This window comes from Spirillospora sp. NPDC046719 (assembly GCF_040645715.1).
GTDB lineage: Bacteria > Actinomycetota > Actinomycetes > Streptosporangiales > Streptosporangiaceae > Spirillospora.
Genome location: NZ_JBEYYT010000047.1, coordinates 1 through 19598, shown reverse-complemented (window position 1 = coordinate 19598; position 19598 = coordinate 1). Strand labels below are relative to the sequence as shown.

Below are 19598 nucleotides of genomic sequence, written 5' to 3'. Positions count from 1 at the left end.
TACCGACACGGCGACCCGGGTGAAGTGACCGGCTTGGGGACGACGACTTTCGGCGCCGGGCCGGCGGCATAGGGTCGGCGGCATGCGCTGTGTGCGTCCGGCGACGCGGGCCGACCTGCCCGCGGTTCTGGCCCTGCTGGCGGACGAGGAGAAGGTCGTGGACCCGGCGTCGGTCGTGGTGACGGACGCCTACGAGCGGGCGTTCGCGGCGATCGACCGCGACCCGCGCAACGAGGTGCTGGTGCTGGTGGACGGCGGGACGGTCGTGGGCTGCCTGCAGGCGACCTACATCCCCGGGCTCGGCAAGGGCGGCGCCGAACGGGCCCTGATCGAGGCGGTGCGGGTCCGCGCGGACCGGCGCGGCGGCGGCCTCGGCCGGGCGCTGATGGAGAGCGCGATCGAGCGGGCCCGCGCGCGGGGGTGCGCGCTCGTCCAGCTGACCAGCCACAAGAGGCGCGGCGACGCGCACCGCTTCTATGACTCGCTGGGGTTCGCCCGCAGCCACGAGGGCTTCAAGCTCGTCCTTCAGGCGGTGGAGACCCAGATCCCTTAGAGGGCGCCGAGGGAGCGCATCATGCCTAGGGCGTCGGAGATGGGCCAGTACTCGGCGAAGCGTCCGTCCTCCATGCGGAAGAGGTCGTGGCCGGCGAACGCGATGCGGGTGCCGGGTTCGGCGGTGGTGCCGGGGATCCCGCCCTGGTAGGAGCCGTGGAAGGTCCAGCGCGCGGCGAGCAGGTCGCCGTCGACGAGGGGGCCGACGTCCAGGGTGTTCTCGATGTCGGCGAAGTAGGCGCGGGACTGGCGGATCTGCTCGGCGACGCCGTCCGGGCCGTGGACGTCCATGCCGGGCCAGTGGCCGGCGAAGCCGGGCGTGAGGATCTCCCCGAGGACGTCGTAGTCGCCGGACCACGCCTCGAACAGCCACCGCCGGTACAGGGTGTGCGCATCCATGGGCCCATGGTGCAACGTCGCGCGGGCCGGCCGCCGCGCGGGGCGGCCGGCCCGGCCGGGGTCAGCCGATCTCGAGGACGGCCTTGCCGTGCAGGCGGCGTTCGAGGAGGGCGGCGACGGCCTCCTCCGCCCCGTCCCAGGGGCCGCGCCAGGAGATCCCCGGGTCGAGCCGGCCGGCGGCGACCTGGCCGCCCAGCCATGCCAGGTCGGGGGCGAGGTCTCCGTCGTCGAGCAGGTAGAAGGTGACGAGGGAGCGGTCGTGCCGGCCGTCGTTGCCGAAGAGGTCGCCGAACGGGAACGTCTCCGCCTCGCCCGTGCCGTGGCCGACCGCGATCAGGGTGCCGTGCGGTGCGAGCCTGCCGAAAGCGGCGACGAGCTGGGAGCCGCCGACGTTGTCCACGACCCCGTCGACCGGTTCGGCGACCTTTTCGGGGTGCGCGACCACCTCGTCGGCGCCGAGCGCGCGCAGCGCGTCGCCATGCGCGGCGGGATCGCCGGTGGACGCGACGACGTGGGCCCCGCCCAGGCGGGCGAGTTGCACGGCGTACCGGCCGACGCCTCCGGTTGCGCCCAGCACGAGGACGCGCTTGCCGAGCAGCGGCCCGATCCGGCGCAGTGCGCGGAGCGCGCTCGCCGCCGCGACCGGGACGGTGCTGATCGCGCCGAGGTCGGCATCCGGCGGGACGGCGCCGAGCAGCGCGGTGTCGACGGCGCGGAGTTCCGCCCACGCGCCGTCCGCGCCGAGGGTGACCACGGGGGTGCCCGCGGCCGGGCCGGATCCGTCGGCCGCCGCGCGCTCGACCACGCCGGCGGCGTCCCAGCCGAGCACGGCGCCGTCCGGCGCTCCGGCGATGCCGTGGGCGACCTCGCCGTAGTTGAGCGAGGTGGCGCGGACCCGCACCAGCGCCTGGTGCGGCGCGGGCTCCGGCGCGGCGGTCTCGCCGAGGCGCAGGCCGGAGGCCGTCGAGTGGTCGATGAGCAGAGCACGCATGAGGTGACACCTTCCGAGAAGAGAACAGACCCATTTATGCCACTGAGTGGCATACGCCTGCAAGTGGCATTCGCTTCCCGGATACACTCCTGGGCATGACCACGGCACCGTCGCTGCGCGAGCGCAAGAAGCAGCGCACCCGCCAGGCGCTGATCGACACCGCGCTGGTCCTGTTCGGCGAGCACGGCTTCGGCGGGGTCACCCTCGACGAGGTGTGCGCCGAGGTCGAGGTGTCCAAGCGCACGTTCTTCCGGTACTTCACCGGCAAGGAGGCCGTCGCGATGGCGCCGCTGGAGGACCTGTGGCGCACCTTCCTCGACGAGCTGGAGACGTGCCCGGCCGACGGCCGGCCGCTGCTCGGGCTGCTGGAGTCGGTGCTGCTCGCGGCGCTGGAGCGGGTCGCGGACGAGGAGTGGGCGGGCCGGGCGCTGCGCAGCTACCGGCTGCTCCAGGTGACGCCGTCGATGGACGCGCACGGCCTGCACTTCTGCGAGGACACCGTCCGGTCCGTCCTGGACGTCCTGCACCGGCGCCTCGACCTGCCCGACGACGCGCGGCCCCGGCTCGCGGGCGACATGCTGGTCGCGGCGTGGCGGCACGCCCTCGGCGGGTGGGCGTCCGCTGCGGTGGAGCCGCCCTCGGTGGCCGATCTCGCCGCCCGCGTCCGCGACGCCGTGGCGGCGCTGCCGGGCAGCCTCACGCTCGCCGCCGCGCCCCGCCCGGAGGCCGGCGGACGCTAGCGCGCGACGCCGAGGACGAGGTCGACGACCAGGGCGGTGTCGCTCAGATCCGGCAGGACGGTGTCGGCGCCGGACAGCCGCAGGTCGGCGGCGGACGTGGCCCCGGTCGCGACGGCGACGACCCGCGCGCCGCCCTCGTGGCCCGCGCGGACGTCGTGCGGGGTGTCGCCGATCAGCACGGTGCTCGACGGCCCGAACCGCTCGCCGTACTTCGCGGCGGTGCGCTCGCGGGCGAGCTCCACCAGCGGCGGACGTTCGACGCCGTCCATGCCGTACGCGCCGATCTCCAGGTCGAGGAACGCGTCGAGGCCGAACGCCTTCAGCTTGCAGGCGGCGATCCGCGCCATGTTCCCGGTCAGGACGGACTGGATCACGTCCGGGCGGGCGGCGAGGGCCTCCAGGACGTCGCGGGCGCCGTCGTGCGTCCGGCCCCGGGCCGCGAGTTCGTGCGCGCGCGCTTCGAAGGCGAGGGCGAGTTCGTCGGTGAACGCTTCGAGGACGTCGGGGGTGGGGTCGACGCCGTGGTGCCGGAGCGTGTCGGTGGTGATGGCGCGGTCGGTGCGGCCGGCCATCGGCGCGACGTGCTCGGCCGGGCGGCCGATGACGCAGTGGAACACCTCGGCGTAGATGTCCGCGGACAGCCCGCCCGCGTGAAGGAGGGTGTGGTCGATGTCCCAGAGGACCAGGGTGCGCACGGACGAATCGTAGGCCGTCAAGATTTCGGCTCCTGTTCACCTTGGCGTGAAATGGTGGACATCTGGGTGTGCCCGCCGCCGTTGGAGCCGTCCCCCGAAGAACCTTCCCCGAAGGAGCTGGTCGTGGCCGAAAGGCATTTGGAGATCGAGCAGAAGTACGACGCCCGGGCCGATTTCGTCCTTCCGGAGCTGGGCGGGCTGCCGGGGGTGGCGTCGGCCGGGGAACCGGAGACCTTCGACCTGCACGCGAGCTACTTCGACACGGCCGACCTGCGCCTCGCGGCGCACGGGATCACGCTGCGGCGGCGGCGCGGCGGGACGGACGCCGGATGGCATCTGAAGGTGCCGGCGGGCCCGGACGGCAAGGAGGAGCTGCGCGCTCCGCTCGGACGCCCGAAGGTCGTGCCGGCGCGGCTGGCGGCGCTGGTCGCGGCGTACACGCGGGGCGAGCCGCTGCGCCCGGTGGCGACGCTGGAGACGCGGCGGACCGTCGTCCGGCTGTACGCGGGCGACGGCGCGATGCTCGCGGAGGTCGCCGACGACCTCGTGACGGGCCGGGACGTGCGGGACGTGCGGGACGAGCCGTCCGCGGACGCCCCCGCGCAGCGATGGCGGGAGATCGAGGTCGAACTCGGGGACGGGACGGGTGAACTGCTCAAGGCGGCGGGCAAGCGGCTGCGGAAGGCGGGGGCGCGGCGCGCGAAGTCGTCGTCGAAGCTCGGCCGGCTGCTCGGTGGAGCGATCGCGCCGTCGGAGGCGGCGCGCGCGCGTGCCGCGTGCAAGGCGCGGCTGGTGGCGGCGATCGACAACGGGAAGGGCCCCGCGACGACGGGCGACGCGGTGATGGCGTACCTCGCGGCGCAGGTCGAGGCCGTCGTGGCGTTCGATCCGAAGGCGCGGCTGGGCGAGGAGGACGCCGTGCACCGGATGCGGGTGGCGGTCCGCCGGATCCGCAGCACGCTGAAGGCGTACCGGCCCGTCCTGGACGAGGCGCGCACGGAACCGCTCGGGCCGGAGCTGAGGTGGCTCGCGGCGGTGCTGGGCGAGGTCCGCGACCTGGAGGTGCTGCGGATGCGGTTCCAGGAGCGGCTGGGCGGGGCGGCGCCCGCGTGGCTGGACGACTTGGCCCGCCAGGAGCGCGCCGCGTACAGGCGGATGAACGCGGCGCTCAAGGAGCCCCGGTACTTCGCGGTGCTGAACGAGCTGGACCGTCTCATCGCGGAGCCGCCGCTGACGGAGGACGCCGACCGCAAGGCGCGCAAGGAACTGCCCGACCTGGTGAAGCGGTCCTGGGACCGGATGGCGCGCGCGTACACGTCCATCGCGATCGCCGAGGACGCGGAGGTGGCGCGTCACGAGACCCGCAAGGCCGCCAAGCGTGCGCGGTACGCCGCCGAGCTGGCCATGCCCGTGCTGGGGGTCGCGGCCAAGCGGGTGGCGAAGGACGCCAAGCGCATCCAGGAGGTCTTGGGCGGCTACCAGGACGGCGTCATCGCGATGGAGCACCTCAAGGCGGCTGCCGCGCACACACGGAACCCGTCCGAGGCGTTCGACCTCGGCGTCCTGTACGGGTGGGAGCGCTGCGAGGCGGAGACCGCCCGCGAGAGGCTCTCGGTGACCTGGTCCCAGACGCTGGGCCCCGCCTTCTGAGCCCGCCTTCTCACCCAGCCTTCTGAAGTTGAGTCGGCGGCGAGCCGTCGTTTCGAACGGCCGGATGACGACTTTCGCACGGCCGGATGGCGACGGCTCGCCGCGGCTCAACGGGACTTGGGCGTGTGGCGCTCCAGGGCGGCCAGCGCCCCTTCGCCGATGTGGGCCACCCAGAACTCGCCCTTGTGGAGGCTCGGGTCGTCCGGGACCTTCTCGCCGAGCTCCCGGCACAGCCCCGCGACCAGCTCCGACACGTTCTCGCCGTGCGTGCACACGACGGTCGGGACGCCGTCGCCGAGCAGGCCGAGCAGCCGCTCCCGGGCGCGGTCCGGGCCCGTCTCGCCGACCGTGAACGCGGCGTCGGTGACCACGTCCGCGCGGATGCGGCGCGCGTACGGCAGGACGGTCTCCAGGCAGCGGGACGTCGCCGAGCTGAGCACCCGCGCCGGGCCGAAGGCGTGCAGCAGCGCGGCGAGCTCCGCCGCCTCCGCCCGGCCGCGCCCGTCCAGGGGGCGCAGCTCGTCGGGCTCGCGCCACGCGTGCTTCTCCCCCGCCGACCCGTGCCGGACGATCATCAGCGGCCAGGTGCGGGACGGGCCGTCCAGGAACGCGCGGAGCAGGTCGGCGTCGTGCGGGTAGCTCAGCCGCGCCTCGGCCTCGGCCGCGGGCAGCCACGCCAGCTCGTCGACCTCCTCGTTCGGCGTGAACGCCGCCTCCGCGACGGGCCGCGCCGCCCAGTACTCGACCCGCTTGGGCCGGTCGCCGTGCCGGTACTTCGCGGTCGGGAGGCGGCGGCCGAGCCGCGGCACGAGGCCCGTCTCCTCCTCGATCTCGCGGACGGCGGCGCGCAGCATGTGCTCGCCCCGGTCGAGCTTGCCCTTGGGGAACGACCAGTCGTCGTACCGGGGGCGGTGCGCGACCGCGAACTCGGGGCCGTCCGGGCCGTCGCGCCACAGCAGCGCGCCGGCCGCGCGGATCGGGCCGGCGTGCGCACCGGCGTCAGTCATCGACCGTCCTCCACCGCCGGCTCCGGACCAGGTGGGTCTGGATGTCCAGCAGCGACTCGCCGGGACCGGGCTCGCTGCGCGTCCAGGTGCCGTCGCCGTCGAGCGCCCAGGCGTGCGTGCCGGCGTCCATGGCCCGGTCGAGCAGCGCGATCAGCTCGTCGCGCTGCGTCCGGTCGGTGACGGTGACGAGCGCCTCGACGCGGCGGTCGAGGTTGCGGTGCATCAGGTCGGCGCTGCCGAGCCACACCTCCGGCTCGCCGCCGTTCTCGAACGCGAACACCCGGGAGTGCTCCAGGAACCGGCCGAGGACGCTGCGGACCCGGACCGTCTCCGACAGCCCCGGCACGCCCGGCCGCAGCGCGCAGATGCCGCGCACCCACACGTCCACCGGCACCCCGGCCCGCGACGCCCGGTACAGCGCGTCGATGATCACCTCGTCGACCAGCGAGTTGCACTTGATCCGGACCCGCGCGCGGTGCCCGGCGCGGTGGTTGTCGATCTCGTGCTCGATCCGCTGGACGAGCCCGGACCGCAGGCTGTTCGGCGCGACCAGCAGCCGGTTGTAGGAGCCCTGCCGGGAGTAGCCGGTGAGGTGGTTGAACAGCGCGCTGACGTCCTCTCCGACGTCGGGGGCGCAGGTCAGCAGGCCGAAGTCCTCGTAGAGGCGGGCCGTCTTCGGATGGTAGTTGCCGGTGCCGATGTGGCAGTAGCGGCGCAGCGAGCCGTCCGGGTCCTCGCGGACGATCAGCGCGAGCTTGCAGTGCGTCTTCAGCCCGACGAACCCGTACACGACATGGCAGCCGGCCGTCTCCAGCTTGCGCGCCCACGCGATGTTGGCGCGCTCGTCGAAGCGGGCCTTCAGCTCCACCACCACGACGACCTGCTTACCCGCCTCGGCGGCGCTCATCAGCGCGTCGACGATCGGGGAGTCGCCGCTCGTCCGGTACAGCGTCTGCTTGATCGCGAGGACGCCGGGGTCGGTCGCGGCGTCCTCGATCAGCCGCTGCACGGTCGTGGTGAACGAGTCGTAGGGGTGGTGGACGAGGACGTCGCCCTGCCGGATCGCGGAGAAGATGTCCACGTCCTCGGGCAGCGCCTCCTTCGACGGCACGAACGGCGGGTACTTCAGCTCGGGCCGGTCCAGGTCGGCGATGGCGCCGAGCCCGGCGAGGTCGAGCGGCCCGACGAGCCGGTAGATCTGCCGCTCCTCGATGGCCAGCTCGGTGGTGAGCAGCTCCAGCACGCCGTCGGAGATCGACTCCTCGACCTCCAGCCGGACGACCGGGCCGAACCGGCGGCGCAGCAGCTCGCGCTCCAGCGCCTGGAGCAGCCCCTCGCTGATGTCGTCGTCGATCTCCAGGTCCTGGTTGCGGGTGACGCGGAACGCGTGGTGCTCGACGACCTCCATCCCGACGAACAGCTGCCCGAGGTGCGCGGCGATCACGTCCTCCAGCGGGGTGAACCGGTCGGGGGACGCCTCGAAGAAGCGCGGCAGCAGCGGCGGCACCTTGACCCGGGCGAACATCGTCGCGTCCGTCTCCGGGTCGCGGACGATCACCGCGAGGTTGAGCGAGAGGCCGGAGATGTAGGGGAAGGGGTGCGCGGAGTCGACGACCAGCGGGGTGAGGACGGGGTAGATCCGGTCGCGGAACAGCCGGCGCAGCCGCTCCTGCTCGGTCTCGGCCAGCTCGTCCCAGCGCAGGATCTCGATGCCCTCCTTGGCGAGGTCGGGCAGGACCTCCTCGCGGAAGCAGGCGGCGTGCCGGCGCATCAGCTGGTGCGCGACCTCGCCGGTGCGCTCCAGCACCTCGCGGGGCTGCCGGCCGCTGGCGGACTGGACGGCGAGGCCGGTCGCCATCCGGCGGGCCAGGCCGGCGACGCGGACCATGAAGAACTCGTCGAGGTTGCTCGCGAAGATCGACAGGAACCGGACGCGCTCCAGCAGCGGCAGCTCGGGATCCTCCGCCAGCTCCAGGACGCGCTGGTTGAAGCGCAGCCAGCTCTCTTCGCGATCGAGGAAGCGGTCGTCGGGCAGCGCTTCGGTGGCACGAGGAAGATGTCCTGGATTGACGGTCATGTCCCCAATTTTCCCTGACCAAGGTGAACAACGGTGGAACGCCGGTGTTTCGGCGAAGAGTCAGATACGTCGATCATGCCCGCGGTTCCCTTTGATCAACCGGGACATAGGTCCTCTCCCGACCGGCCGTGGCTAGACGCCGCAGGAACCGGTGACGAGGCGGTGCCCCAGCCAGGCCGCCAGGTCCGCGACGAACACGTCGGCGAGCGGCGGCCAGTTCCAGAACCGCAGCCCGAGCTCCGCGAACGCGCACGGCACCGGCCAGCGCCAGCCGTTGAACCCGGTCCGCTCGCCGCAGCGCGCGCAGACCAGCGCGTCCGGACCGCCCTCCAGCCACTCCTCCACCGCGTCCAGGACGGTCTCGAACGGCAGCCAGGCGCCGCAGCGCGGGCACCGCACCCGGTCGTCCTCGCGCATCGTCCCGTAGTAGGCGCCGCGGCCGACGTCGATCTCCAGGCCGTTCGGCCACAGTTCCGGGAAGCCGGCAGGGTCGCCCATCGCCACCGACCCGGCGGCCGGGCCGGGCGCGTACCCGCCGGGGGCGTCGCCGAGGACGCAGTCGGTCCGCTCGGCCAGCACGATCCCGGCGTCGACGAGGCGGGTGAGGACGCGGTCCGCGAGGTCCGGCGCGTCGCCCGGCAGCGCGTCGAGGTCCGCGATCCAGCGGCTCCGTTCCCCCATGCGCTCACAGTACGACGGCACGGACAAACCCGAAGAAGAACGAGGGACTTACGCGAAAGCGGTGACAGACGAGGTAAACAGCCAATCAACGTCCTTGTGTGGCCGTTCCCGTGCGTACAGTAACCATGCGGAAGTAACGACCTGACCGCCGGGAGAGCTTCCCGGGGGAAGGCCCTGTAGGTACAACGGGACGGTGACCTCTCACGAGCCTTCCCTTCCGTCCTCCACCGCGGTCCTGTGGCCGCGGTGCTCGGCCGTCCACGGATGCACCGGGCGCGCCGCCGGCGGATTCGCGGGCTGCCCCGCCCATCTGCGGCCCGCCGAGTTCGAGCGGTTCGCGGCCGGGCTGCGCCCCGGAGGCGACCTCGACCTGCGCGGCGTCACGGTCTCCCCGTCGCTGCTGGACGCGGTGCTCGACGCGGTCACCGGCCCCGACGGGCGCCCGCACCTCGGACGCGCCCGGTTCGACGGCGCCGTGCTGCCGGCCCACGCCGTGCTGCGCGGCGTGTGCGTCGAGGGCGACAGCTCGTTCGACGGCGCCCGCTTCCTCGGGGGCGCGTCGTTCTTCGACGCGCGGTTCTTCGGCCACGTCTCCTTCCGCGGGGCCCGGTTCGGCGGAAACGCCTCCTTCCACGAGGCGCGGTTCCACCGGCACGCCTCCTTCGAGGAGGCGGTGTTCAGCGGCGACGCGCTGTTCGGCGAGGCCGTCTGGCACGCCGACGCCGCGTTCCCCAAGGCGGTGTTCTTCGGCGCCGCCTGCTTCGACCGCGCCCGGTTCGGACGGGACGCGGCGATGCAGGGCGCGTGCTTCGGCGCGGCGGTCTCGTTCCGGCGGGTCCAGGTCGCCCGGCACGCCCGGTTCGAGCGCACCCGGTTCCGGAGCGGGCTGTGGCTCGGCCCGCTCGTCGCCGGCGGCCGGATCGGCCTCGCGGACGCCGCGGCGCGCGGCGGGCTGCGCGTCCACGCGGCCGCGCGCGCGGTGCACGCCCCCGCCCTCACGGTCCGCGGCGAGTCCGAGTTCCGGCTGCGCCGCGCCGAGCTGGACCTAGAGGGCGCCTGCTTCGACGCGGCGGTGAACGTCCGGTCGCTGCCGAACCCGTTCCAGGGGCTCGCCGAGCCGGAGTCGTGGACCGGTCCCGCGACGGTCCGGCTGGTGTCGCTGCGCCGGGTGGACGCGGCCCGCCTGCACCTCGCCGACGTCGACCTCAGCGGCTGCGGCTTCCTCGGGCTCGTCCGCCCCGACCGGCTGCGGATCAGCGGCGACTGCCCGTTCGCGACGGTCCCGGACCGGCACCGCTGGCGGCCCTGGGGGCACGGCGGCGCCGGCCGCGCCGTGCTCGCCGACGACCTGGCGCGCGATGCCGGCGACGCCGCGTGCGGCGAGGACGGGCTGGAGGACCTCTACCGGGAGCTGGCCCGCGCCACGGCGGGCTCCGACCGCGCCCGCCTCGCCCGCGACTTCCGCTACAGCGCGCTGGAGACGCGCCGCCGCAGCGAGCCGCACCAGTGGCGGCGCTGGGCCCTGCACCTGCTGTGGATCACCAGCGGGTACGGGCTGCGCGCCGGGCGGATGGCGGCCTGGCTCGTGCTCGCCCTCGCGCTGGTGTGCTCCGGGCTGCTGCTCGTCCGCCACCAGCACCCCGAGGTGTCCGCCCGCACCCGTTCCCACCAGCCCTTTTCCTCGTCCGGACGGCGCGCGGCGCACCCCGCCCCGCGCCGGGGCGTGCGCCCCCTCACGCCCTGACACCCGCGTCATCGGACCGCCCCGGATGATCGTCAAAAGGGCGCGGCGCTGTTTTGTCAGTGCTTTGGGTAATGATTCTTGTTATGAGCAGAGACACTCATCCGGGAGTGCAGTGCCCGCACTGCCATTCCCATCTCGCGCTCGTCCCCGTGCCCGGAAATAACGCCCCCGCGGCGGTGCCCGCACCGGGTTCCGACACCGTGCCCAACATCGTGCCCGGCACAACGTCCGACACGGCGCCCGCCAAGGGGCCCGCCTCACCGTCCGCCGCACGACCCGCACAGCCCGCACAGCCCATACAAGCGCCCGTCCCGCCGGTCACCGCCAAGGAGGAATGGCAGCCGCCGCCCGTCGCGGAGGTCCTCGCCGCCTATGCCGGACGCGTCAAGGACTCCGCCACCGCAATGCGCGGCGCCGCCCGCGTCCGCGACAGCCTGAACCGCGCCCGCACCGCCGCCGCGCAGCGGCGGGCCGCCCAGAGAACCGCCCGCCGGACCCCCAAGAGCGCCTGATCACGCCCCGATCACGGCGACCCGTTTCGCGAAGCGGCGGAAGGGACGGCGCACGGCCGCCGAGGCCATGGCACCGTCCCTCCCCGATGCGCGCCCGGCATGGGCGCGGATCACCGCCGACGCGTCACTTCGGCGCGGAATCCGTCCATTCCATGGTCATCACGGAACTGGAGTCGAGCACCGTTCCGGCGGGCCGCGGCTCCTTCCCCGACGGGGCCAGCAGCACCCTTTCGTCGGCGAGCGCCTTTCCGGTGGCCGGGTCGATCACCAGCAGATGCCGGACCGTCCCGCTCATGCCCTTCTCCGTCATCCCGATCGCGTCGCCGGTGCGGCCCTGCGGATCGGTGACCCTGCCCACGGAGTCGACCGTCTTCAGCCCGGCCAGCAGCCGGAACGCCGCCGCCCGCACCTTCGGACGCACGGGCAGCTCGGTGACCAGGCTCCCGGCGACCCGGAACAGCCACGCGTCCGCCTTCATCGGCACGCTCGACGACTCGGTGTCGTGCCCGTCGTACCAGCGCAGCACCTCCTTCTTCAGCCGCGCCGGGTCGTCCGGCAGGCTCTGGAGCTGCTTCATGGTCACGTTCCGGCCCAGCCAGTAGACCTTGTCGCCGTCGACGAGGGCGGAGCGGCTCGTCGACGGCGTTCCCGGCCCGGTCGACACCTTCATGGCCTTGTAGCCGCCCTTGCCGCTCGGCTGGATCGGCACCTGCAGCGACAGCGTCTTCGGCGACCCGGCCCGCCGGTAGGCAGCGGCGTCGGCCGGGGACGCGGGCTTCACGCCGAGCCGCTGCTGCCGGGCGATCATCTTCCCGCCCGGCCCGCCCGGCGCCCACTCGTCCGACCTCTCCATGAGCAGGACGGTGTAGCGCTCCCCGCCCTGCCCCCGGGCCATCCACGAGCTGGCGCCGACCGTCGACTTGTGCCAGTACCGCCCGGCCGGCTCGGACGTCCCGTCCAGCTTCTCGGCGGCGGCGAGCAGCACCGTCCGGGCGTCGAGCGGCCGCCCCGGCCCGGCCTGCGGGCCGTGGCCCGGCGCCTTCGGACCGCCGTCGCCCCCGGACGTCACCGCCACGACGCCGACCGAGGCGGCCGCGACCGCACCGGCCAGGCCGAGCCCCCACGCCGGCCGGACCCGGGACCGCCGCGGCACCCGCGCCTCCCTCGCGCCGGACCCGGCCGGCGCCGCCATCGCGCGCGCCAGCTCGGCCCGCCGGACCTCGTCACCGACCGGCGCGTCCGGGTTCAGCTCCGCCGGCCTCGCCTCGCGCAGCGTCCGCAGCACGTCGTTCATGCCCTCTCCTCACTGACGATTCCCATCTGCGGACGCACCGGGCGGCCCGCCGCCTCGGCCGCCGAACCCCGCGCCGAACCCCGCGCTTGGCCGGGCGCCCCCGCGGGACCGGCGGCGGACTCCGCCCGGCCTGCCCCGGCCCCGGCCTCGGCCCCGGCGCCCGCGTCGGCGGCGCGCAGCAGGCGCCTGCGAGCGCGGTGCAGCCGGACCCGCAGCGCCGCCGGCGAGCAGCCGACGACCCGGGCCGCCTCCCGCGGGCTCAGCCCCTGCCAGGCGACGAGGATCAACACCTCCCGGTCGCCCTCGGGGATCGCCGCCATCGCGCGGAGGACGGCGAGCCGCTCCGCCACGTCCTCGGCGATGTCACCGGACGGCCGCGGCGCCCAGCGGGCCAGCTCGGCCGTGCACGCCTCGCGCCGCGCCTCCGCGCGGTACCCGTCGCGCAGCACGTTCCGCGCGACGCCGAGCAGCCACGGCAGCGGCGGGTCGGGGACGTCCGCGAGCCGCCGCCACGCCACCGCGAACGTCTCGCTCACCACCTCGTCCGCGATCTGCCGCCCGGCGCGCGCGGCGGCGTACGCCCACACGCGCTGCCGGCAGGCGTCGTACATCGCGGTGAAGCGTCTCTCGTCGGGGGCCCTCTCACGGGGGGCTGGGTCTGCCACCGCGCGCTCCTCCGTCCGTCCTGGTGTGTCCATCACAGGGAAGTGGCCCGGGGAGGACGATCGTTACCGTCATGCTGGAGCATTAGTGTCATAGCCGGTCGTGCCACTACTGCGCTGCCCGTAACATTTGCTCGATGGCAACCAACGCCGCCCCCGCCCGCGGGGGCCTCCCGGGGCGAAGGAGCTGAGCTATGACCGCGATGCACAGTCGCGGTGCCGAGCGTCTTCCGGGGGTGGCCGGCTCGCCCCATCTCCTCCTGGTGGAGGACGACCCCGGTGACGCGTTCCTGTTCGAGGAACTGCTCACCGAGGTCCAGCCCAACGTGCAGATCACGGTCGCCTCGACGCTCGCCGAGGCGCTGGAGCGGCTGCGCCCCGAGGTGCAGTGCGTGATCGTCGACCTGTCCCTGCCGGACGCGTCCGGGCTGGACGCGCTGCGCCAGGTGATCGCCCGCGCGCCGTCCACCGCCGTGCTGGTGCTCACCGGCCTCGCCGACGCGCACGTCGGCGTCCAGGCGGTCGCCGCGGGCGCCCAGGACTACCTCGTCAAGCAGGACGTGGACGGCGCGCTGCTCGGCCGCGCCATCAGCTACGCGATCGAGCGCAAGCGGGCCGACGAGTCGGAGCGGCAGCTCGTCGAGGCGCGCGCGGTGGGCCGGGAGAACGCCCGGCTGGAGCGCGGGCTGCTGCCCGTCCCGATCCTCAAGGACGACTCGCTGCGGCACCTCACCCGGTACCGGCCGGGCCGCGACCGGGCGCTGCTCGGCGGCGACTTCCACGACACGGTGCAGACCGACGACGGCACCGTGCACACGGTGATCGGGGACGTCAGCGGGCACGGCGCGGACGAGGCGTCCCTCGGGGTGCGGCTGCGCATGGCGTGGCGGACGCTGGTGCTGGCCGGGCACACCGGGGAACGGCTGCTGTCCACGCTCGACGCCGTCCTGGAGCACGAGCGCTGGGGCGAGGAGATCTTCACGACGCTCTGCATGGCCGCCATCGCGCCCGACCGCCGCAGCGTCCGGCTGTACCGGGCCGGGCACCCCTGCCCGCTGCTCTTCGACCCGTCCGGCGTGCGCGCCCTGCCGGAGGGCCCGCACGGGCCGGCGCTCGGGCTGATCCCCGGCGCGGACTGGCCGGCCGTCGACCTCGAGGTGGGCGACGCGTGGGGGCTGATGCTGTTCACCGACGGGCTGATCGAGGGCTGCGTCGGCGAGGGCGGCGAGCGCCTCGACCTCGACGGGCTGGAGAGGCTGGCGCGCGCCGCGCATGCCCGCGGCGAGCGCGGGGACGTGCTGGTCGACGGGCTGATCACGGAGGCGGAGCGGCTGAACGGGGACGTGCTGGCCGACGACCTGGCGGTCCTGCTGCTGAGCCGGGGCGACCTGTGACGGCCGGCGGCGGGCCGGCGACCGGCCCCGGGGAGCCGCGCAAGGAGACGCCCGAAGACACCCCGCGCGAGACCGCCGCGCCTTCCGAGGCCGCCCCGCGCGAGGCCGCCGCGCCTTCCGAGGCCGCCCCGCGCGAGACCGCCGGGACCTCTGAGGACGCCCCGCGCGAGGAGGTCGGCGCCGCCGGCGAGGCCGACGCTACCGGCGCACCCGACGCTCCCGGCGCGTCCGAGGAGGCGAGCGCGTCCGGGGAGGCGAGCGCGCCCGAGCTGCTGGCGCCGCCGGTCGTGCCGGAGGGCACCGAGCTGCCCGCGCCGAAGGGGATCGGCCGCCTCCGCCTCGTCCAGATCTACCGGGTCGGGTCCGCGGTCCTCGGCGTCCTGCTGCTCGCGGCGTTCGTCGTGGCCGGGACGGCGCTGTACCAGTCCGGGAAGGCGCGCGAGACGCTCGTCGACCGGGTCGACCCGGTCGCGCTGGAGCAGTACAAGCTGTCCTCGGCGATCGCCGCGCAGGACACCGCGATCCGCCGGTACACCGAGGAGGGCGGCGCGGACCGGATCACCGAGTACCGCCGGGCCGTCGCGCAGGAGGCGGCGTCCGCCGCGACGATGCGCCGGCTGCTCGCTCAGGTGCCGGACGGCGGCCGGGTGATCGTCCTCCTCGACCGGGTGACCGCAGGATCGCGGGAATGGCGGGCGCGGTTCGCCGACCCGATCGCGGCCGGGCGCGGCGGCGGGGGGCTGAGCGGCGGCCAGAGCCGGCAGGCGGGCGGGCTGTTCGACCGCGCGCGGGGCGGCATGACCCCGCTGCAGAGCGGCATCACCACCCTGCACGACCACGCGTCCGCCCGGCTGCGGGCCCGCGCGAACGCGGCGCTGTGGTCGGTGGGCGCCGCACTGCTGATCGCCGCGGTGGCCGTGGTCGCGCTGGCCCTGGTGATCCGCCGGACGGTGGTGCGGCCCGTCGCGTCGCTCGGCGCGCAGGTCCGCGAGGTGGCGCAGGGCGACTTCGCGCACCGGCTGGACGTGTCCGGGCCCGCCGAGATCAACGAGCTGACCGAGATCATCGACGCGATGCGCCGCCGGATCATCGAGGAGTGGCGGACCAGCACCGAGCGGGCCGCGCTGCTGGACGAGCAGGCCGGGGACCTGCGCCGCTCCAACGCCGAGCTGGAGCAGTTCGCCTACGTCGCCAGCCACGACCTGCAGGAGCCGCTGCGCAAGGTGGCGAGCTTCTGCCAGATGCTCGAACGCCGCTACGGCGACCAGCTCGACGAGCGCGGGCGGCAGTACATCCAGTTCGCGGTGGACGGTGCCAAGCGGATGCAGGCGCTCATCAACGACCTGCTCGGCTTCTCCCGCGTCGGCCGCATGGCCCGCCCCGAGGACGCGATCGACCTGAACGAGGTCGCCGCGCAGGCGCTGGACAACCTCGGCTCGCTGATCGAGGAGACGGACGCGCGGGTCGAGGTGGCGGACCTGCCCGTGGTGCCGGGCGAGCGCACGCAGCTCACGCAGCTGTTCCAGAACCTCGTCGGGAACGCGCTCAAGTTCCGCCGCCCCGGCGTCGCCCCGCGGGTCGCCGTCAGCGTCCGGCGGGAGGGCGACGAATGGGAGTTCACGTGCGCCGACAACGGGATCGGCGTCGAGCCGCGCTACGCTGACCGGATCTTCTTGATCTTCCAGCGGCTCCATCCGCGGGACGAGTACACCGGCACCGGCATCGGCCTCGCGCTGTGCAAGAAGATCGTCGAGTACCACGGGGGACGGATCTGGCTGGCCGGCGAGGAGCGCGGCGAGGACGACCCCGGCACCACCTTCCACTGGACCCTTCCCATCGGAGACGACGATGAATGACGTCGCGCGCCCCATCGAGGTGCTGCTGGTCGAGGACGACCCCGGGGACGTCCTGCTGACCACCGAGGCGTTCGAGCACAACAAGGTCAGCAACAAGCTGCACGTGGTGAACGACGGCGAGCAGGCGATGGCGTTCCTGCGCCGCGAGGGCGAGTACGAGGGCGCGCCGCGTCCCGACCTGATGCTGCTCGACCTGAACCTGCCGCGCAAGGACGGCCGGGAGGTGCTCGGCGAGGTCAAGGCCGACGAGGATCTGCGCAGCATCCCGGTCGTCGTGCTGACGACGTCCGAGGCCGACGAGGACATCCTGCGCAGCTACCACCTGCACGCGAACGCCTACGTCACCAAGCCGGTCGACTTCGAGCAGTTCGTGTCGGTGGTCCGCCGGATCGACGACTTCTTCGTGACGGTCGTCAAGCTCCCGCGCTGACGGGCTCGGCGCCGGGCAGGCCGTCCCAGTCGACGCAGACGATCACCGCGTCGTCGGCGGGCTCGCCGCCCTCGTAGTACGCGACGTAGTGCCGGATCAGGGCGCGGACGGCCTCGGGCGGCTCCTGCAGCCGGGTGTCCCGCAGCGCTTGGAGCAGCGCGACCGCCCCGTACGGCTGCCCGCCCGGCGACAGGGCCGCGTGCACCCCGTCGCTGACGATGACCAGCCGGTCGCCGGGTTCGACGGTGAACTCCTCCACGGCGTAGCGGCTGTCCCCGAACATGCCGAGCGGAAGCTGCTCGTCGAACTCGATCGCCTCGGTGAGGTTGCCGCGCAGCCGGTACAGCTTCGGGGAGCCGGCGTCCACCGCCCGGACCCGGCCGGTGGCCAGCTCGAACTCCATCAGCAGCGTCCCGACGCTCCGCTCGCCCCGGTGCAGCGCGTACACCGACTGGTCGGCAAGCACGGCCTGCTCGGCGATGTCGGCGCCGGACCGGCGCGCGTTGCGCAGCGCGCTGACCGCCAGGTGGGTGAGCGCCGCCGCGGACGTGCCGGTGCCCATGCCGTTGCTGACGGTCAGCGTCAACCGGTCGCGGGACGAGGTCCAGTCGAAGTTGTCGCCCCACACCGCGTACGCGGGTTCGAGCTGCCCGGCCAGGTGGAACCCGGCGGTGTCGCGGGACAGCGGGGGCAGCAGGTCCCACTGCATCTCGGCGGCGACGGTCAGCCGCGTCCGGCGCCGGATCCGCCGGAACCGGTCCGTCGCCGCATCGGCGATCTTCACGGCGCGGGCGAGGACCTCCGCCGCCCCTGCCAGCCACGGCGGCTCCGGCTTTTCGGCGCCGGCCTCGCCCGGGACGCGGACGGTCAGCACGCCGAGCCGCTCGCCCTGCACGGTGAGCGGGAGGTGGAGGAGCGTCCCGCCGATCAGCCCGGACACCTCCCGGTCGGGGCGCTGCCCGGCGAAGGCCCGTCCGGGGCCGGTGTTGTCGAGGGGGACGTCCTCGTCGGCGGGATCGCGGCCGAACGTCTCCGCCATCCCGCGGACGGCCGGGACGAGGAACGCCTGCCGATAGTCGATGAGCAGCACCTCGGCGCGCGCCCCCGGCCACTGCCGGGCCAGCTCCGCGGTGGCCGCGGCGATCAGCTCGTCCGGACGGGCGGCCCAGATCGCATTCTGCAGCGCCGCGAACGCATCGCCGCGCTCTGGACGGGAAGTCACAGATTCCCTCATCTCGATCCGGGACGGAACCGGCCCGGGATGCCGCAGAAGACGTCGTGTGTAACAGTGGAGGGCATGGTGGACACGTCGGGTGATGATGCGGCCCGGTCCGCTGCCGCTCTCGACGATGCCGTGTTCACGCTGATGAGCGTATGGTCGCACGCCCACAACGCGCCGGACGTACCGGTGCCGTCCACGCAGCTCAGAGCGCTGTTCATCCTGGAGCGCGGGCCGGTCAACATCAGCAGCCTGGCCGCCGGCCTGGACGCGCTGGTGTCGTCGGCGAGCCGGCTGTGCGACCGGCTGGAGGCGGCCGGCCTGCTGATCCGCGACCCCGGCCGGGACCGCCGCGAGGTGACCGTCCGGCTCAGCGCGGACGGGGAGGCGCTGCTCGACCGGCTGCGCGTGCGGCGGCGCGCGGAGATCGCCGACGTGCTGGCCGCGATGCCGGCGCCCGCGCGCGCGGCGCTGCTGTGGGGCCTCGCGGAGTTCCACGAGGCGGCGTCCGGCCGCGACACCGGCGGCGGCACGTTCCCCATGATGGCCTGATACCCCTTCTCCCCCGGCCCCATCATCCTCCGATCCACCCTTTCAGTCCCCAAAACCCCGTATTTGCCGAATCTCCCGATAAACAGAAATCAGGCGGCAATTATCCGGGCACTTTCCTGGACACGCCGCGCTCATTTTCGCCGTTTACCGAACGGGCGCCTCCTCCACTACTAGCATCCGGCCCCATGGCGAATGACAATGCCTTTCCCGATCATCGCGACCGGAAGGCCGGAAGACCCGCGCGGAGGCCGCGATGACCGCCCGCCGCCTCCGCGCCGACCCCGTCCGGCGGCCGCGCGCCGCCCTCGCGGCGGGCGCCCTGCTGGCGGGCGCCGGCCTGCTGCTCGGCGGCTGCGGGCACTCGCCCGCCAACACCGCCTCCGCCCGCGGCGGCGACCGGGCGACCCCCGCGCAGGCCCCGGGCGGCGCGGGCGGCGCCCCCGAGGCCACCACGTTCGCCCGCCTCAAGGGCGTCCCGCACGACGACGCACCGGACGGCGCCACCGGCGGGCTCGTCGTGCACCCCGCCAAGCCCGTCCCGGTCCTCGACAAGCCCGGCGGACGGGCCGTCGCCACGCTCCCCGCCACGGAACTGGGCGGCCCCACCTGGGTGCCCGTCGTGCAGAGCTCCGGGGACTGGCGGCGCGTACTGCTGCCGAGCCGCCCTAACGGATCGACCGGCTGGATCTCCGGCGCCGCCGACGGCCTGCTCACCGCGCACACGCCCTACACCGTCAAGGTCGACCTGTCACGGCGCCGGCTCACCCTGCTCAAGTCCGGCAGGCCCGCCGGCTCCTGGGCGGTCGCGGTCGGCGCCGCCAAGACCCCGACGCCCACCGGCCGCACCTTCATGCTGGCCACCCTCGCCCCCGCCAAGAAGACGCCCAGCCCGCTGGTGCTGCCGCTCGGCACGCACTCGGCCACCCTGGACACCTTCGGCGGCGGCCCCGGAACCGTCGCCCTGCACGGCTGGCCCGACCGGTCCGTGTTCGGCAAGGCGGTCACCCACGGCTGCGTGCGCGTGCCCCAGGACGCGCTCCAGGCCCTCTCCAAGGTCCCGCTCGGAAGCCTCGTGTTCATCGACGCCTGAGCCCGGCGGCCGGCCCGCCCGGCACGCCGTCCGCCGGCGCCCGGAAGCGCCGG

19 protein-coding genes are annotated in these 19598 nt (G+C 74.3%); 10 read left to right on the top strand and 9 right to left on the bottom strand.

What is annotated here, in order from left to right; all coding sequences use genetic code 11:
* The first annotated feature begins 82 nt into the window (after window positions 1-82).
* Window positions 83-553, top strand: a complete 471-nt coding sequence (locus tag ABZ914_RS11530; protein ID WP_500192928.1) for a GNAT family N-acetyltransferase — start codon at window positions 83-85, stop codon at window positions 551-553.
* Here ABZ914_RS11530 and ABZ914_RS11525 read toward each other — a convergent pair.
* Together ABZ914_RS11525 and ABZ914_RS11520 are read right to left on the bottom strand one after the other, a co-directional pair.
* Window positions 550-951: an ester cyclase gene (locus ABZ914_RS11525; protein ID WP_500192927.1), complete on the bottom strand. Its 402-nt coding sequence runs from the start codon at window positions 949-951 to the stop codon at window positions 550-552. The two genes, ABZ914_RS11530 and ABZ914_RS11525, sit on opposite strands and share 4 nt — an antisense overlap.
* 61 nt (window positions 952-1012) lie before the next feature.
* On the bottom strand, window positions 1013-1942 hold the full coding sequence (locus ABZ914_RS11520) for a zinc-binding dehydrogenase (protein WP_500192926.1): 930 nt from the start codon (window positions 1940-1942) through the stop codon (window positions 1013-1015).
* Between the two features lie 95 nt (window positions 1943-2037).
* Between ABZ914_RS11520 and ABZ914_RS11515 the strand changes: the two genes are divergently transcribed.
* Window positions 2038-2682: a TetR/AcrR family transcriptional regulator gene (locus ABZ914_RS11515; RefSeq protein WP_500192925.1), complete on the top strand. Its 645-nt coding sequence runs from the start codon at window positions 2038-2040 to the stop codon at window positions 2680-2682.
* On the opposite strand, the gene ABZ914_RS11510 is transcribed toward ABZ914_RS11515, so the two are convergent.
* Window positions 2679-3377: an HAD family hydrolase gene (locus ABZ914_RS11510; protein WP_500192924.1), complete on the bottom strand. Its 699-nt coding sequence runs from the start codon at window positions 3375-3377 to the stop codon at window positions 2679-2681. The two genes, ABZ914_RS11515 and ABZ914_RS11510, sit on opposite strands and share 4 nt — an antisense overlap.
* A 123-nt stretch (window positions 3378-3500) precedes the next feature.
* Between ABZ914_RS11510 and ABZ914_RS11505 the strand changes: the two genes are divergently transcribed.
* On the top strand, window positions 3501-5027 hold the full coding sequence (locus ABZ914_RS11505; RefSeq protein WP_500192923.1) for a CYTH and CHAD domain-containing protein: 1527 nt from the start codon (window positions 3501-3503) through the stop codon (window positions 5025-5027).
* A gap of 107 nt (window positions 5028-5134) precedes the next feature.
* On the opposite strand, the gene ABZ914_RS11500 is transcribed toward ABZ914_RS11505, so the two are convergent.
* The 3 genes from ABZ914_RS11500 to ABZ914_RS11490 all read right to left on the bottom strand — a co-directional run bounded on the left by ABZ914_RS11500 (window position 5135) and on the right by ABZ914_RS11490 (window position 8792).
* The gene (locus tag ABZ914_RS11500; protein ID WP_500192922.1) at window positions 5135-6034 is read right to left on the bottom strand and encodes an NUDIX domain-containing protein; all 900 of its coding nucleotides are present in this window, start codon (window positions 6032-6034) and stop codon (window positions 5135-5137) included.
* Window positions 6027-8111 carry an RNA degradosome polyphosphate kinase gene (locus ABZ914_RS11495; RefSeq protein ID WP_500192921.1) on the bottom strand — a complete coding sequence of 695 codons (2085 nt, stop codon included), beginning with the start codon at window positions 8109-8111 and terminating at the stop codon, window positions 6027-6029. Before ABZ914_RS11495 ends, ABZ914_RS11500 begins: the two co-directional genes overlap by 8 nt.
* Window positions 8112-8243: 132 nt before the next feature.
* The gene (locus tag ABZ914_RS11490) at window positions 8244-8792 is read right to left on the bottom strand and encodes a hypothetical protein (RefSeq protein WP_500192920.1); all 549 of its coding nucleotides are present in this window, start codon (window positions 8790-8792) and stop codon (window positions 8244-8246) included.
* A gap of 193 nt (window positions 8793-8985) precedes the next feature.
* Between ABZ914_RS11490 and ABZ914_RS11485 the strand changes: the two genes are divergently transcribed.
* On the top strand, window positions 8986-10536 hold the full coding sequence (locus ABZ914_RS11485) for a pentapeptide repeat-containing protein (RefSeq protein ID WP_500192919.1): 1551 nt from the start codon (window positions 8986-8988) through the stop codon (window positions 10534-10536).
* A gap of 83 nt (window positions 10537-10619) precedes the next feature.
* Complete coding sequence (locus ABZ914_RS11480; RefSeq protein WP_500192918.1) at window positions 10620-11048, top strand: hypothetical protein; 429 nt, start codon at window positions 10620-10622, stop codon at window positions 11046-11048.
* Window positions 11049-11172: 124 nt separating this feature from the next.
* Here the strand turns inward: ABZ914_RS11480 and ABZ914_RS11475 are convergent, their stop codons facing one another.
* Window positions 11173-12342 carry a CU044_5270 family protein gene (locus tag ABZ914_RS11475; protein WP_500192917.1) on the bottom strand — a complete coding sequence of 390 codons (1170 nt, stop codon included), beginning with the start codon at window positions 12340-12342 and terminating at the stop codon, window positions 11173-11175.
* Window positions 12339-13007: an RNA polymerase sigma factor gene (locus ABZ914_RS11470; RefSeq protein WP_500192916.1), complete on the bottom strand. Its 669-nt coding sequence runs from the start codon at window positions 13005-13007 to the stop codon at window positions 12339-12341. The genes ABZ914_RS11475 and ABZ914_RS11470 overlap by 4 nt, the downstream gene beginning before the upstream one ends.
* 191 nt (window positions 13008-13198) lie before the next feature.
* Between ABZ914_RS11470 and ABZ914_RS11465 the strand changes: the two genes are divergently transcribed.
* From ABZ914_RS11465 to ABZ914_RS11455, 3 genes are read left to right on the top strand one after another with little or no spacing between them, the layout of a single operon-like run.
* The gene (locus ABZ914_RS11465; RefSeq protein ID WP_500192915.1) at window positions 13199-14398 is read left to right on the top strand and encodes a PP2C family protein-serine/threonine phosphatase; all 1200 of its coding nucleotides are present in this window, start codon (window positions 13199-13201) and stop codon (window positions 14396-14398) included.
* Window positions 14395-16254 carry a sensor histidine kinase gene (locus ABZ914_RS11460; RefSeq protein WP_500192914.1) on the top strand — a complete coding sequence of 620 codons (1860 nt, stop codon included), beginning with the start codon at window positions 14395-14397 and terminating at the stop codon, window positions 16252-16254. Before ABZ914_RS11465 ends, ABZ914_RS11460 begins: the two co-directional genes overlap by 4 nt.
* Complete coding sequence (locus ABZ914_RS11455) at window positions 16247-16684, top strand: response regulator (RefSeq protein ID WP_500192913.1); 438 nt, start codon at window positions 16247-16249, stop codon at window positions 16682-16684. Before ABZ914_RS11460 ends, ABZ914_RS11455 begins: the two co-directional genes overlap by 8 nt.
* On the opposite strand, the gene ABZ914_RS11450 is transcribed toward ABZ914_RS11455, so the two are convergent.
* A complete protein-coding gene (locus tag ABZ914_RS11450; RefSeq protein WP_500192912.1) occupies window positions 16668-17906 on the bottom strand; it encodes a PP2C family protein-serine/threonine phosphatase in 1239 nt (412 codons plus the stop codon). The two genes, ABZ914_RS11455 and ABZ914_RS11450, sit on opposite strands and share 17 nt — an antisense overlap.
* A gap of 75 nt (window positions 17907-17981) precedes the next feature.
* Between ABZ914_RS11450 and ABZ914_RS11445 the strand changes: the two genes are divergently transcribed.
* Window positions 17982-18455: a MarR family transcriptional regulator gene (locus ABZ914_RS11445; RefSeq protein WP_500192911.1), complete on the top strand. Its 474-nt coding sequence runs from the start codon at window positions 17982-17984 to the stop codon at window positions 18453-18455.
* A gap of 253 nt (window positions 18456-18708) precedes the next feature.
* Window positions 18709-19545 (top strand): L,D-transpeptidase, encoded by an 837-nt coding sequence (locus tag ABZ914_RS11440; RefSeq protein ID WP_500192910.1) that lies wholly within the window; start codon window positions 18709-18711, stop codon window positions 19543-19545.
* Window positions 19546-19598: the final 53 nt, after the last annotated feature.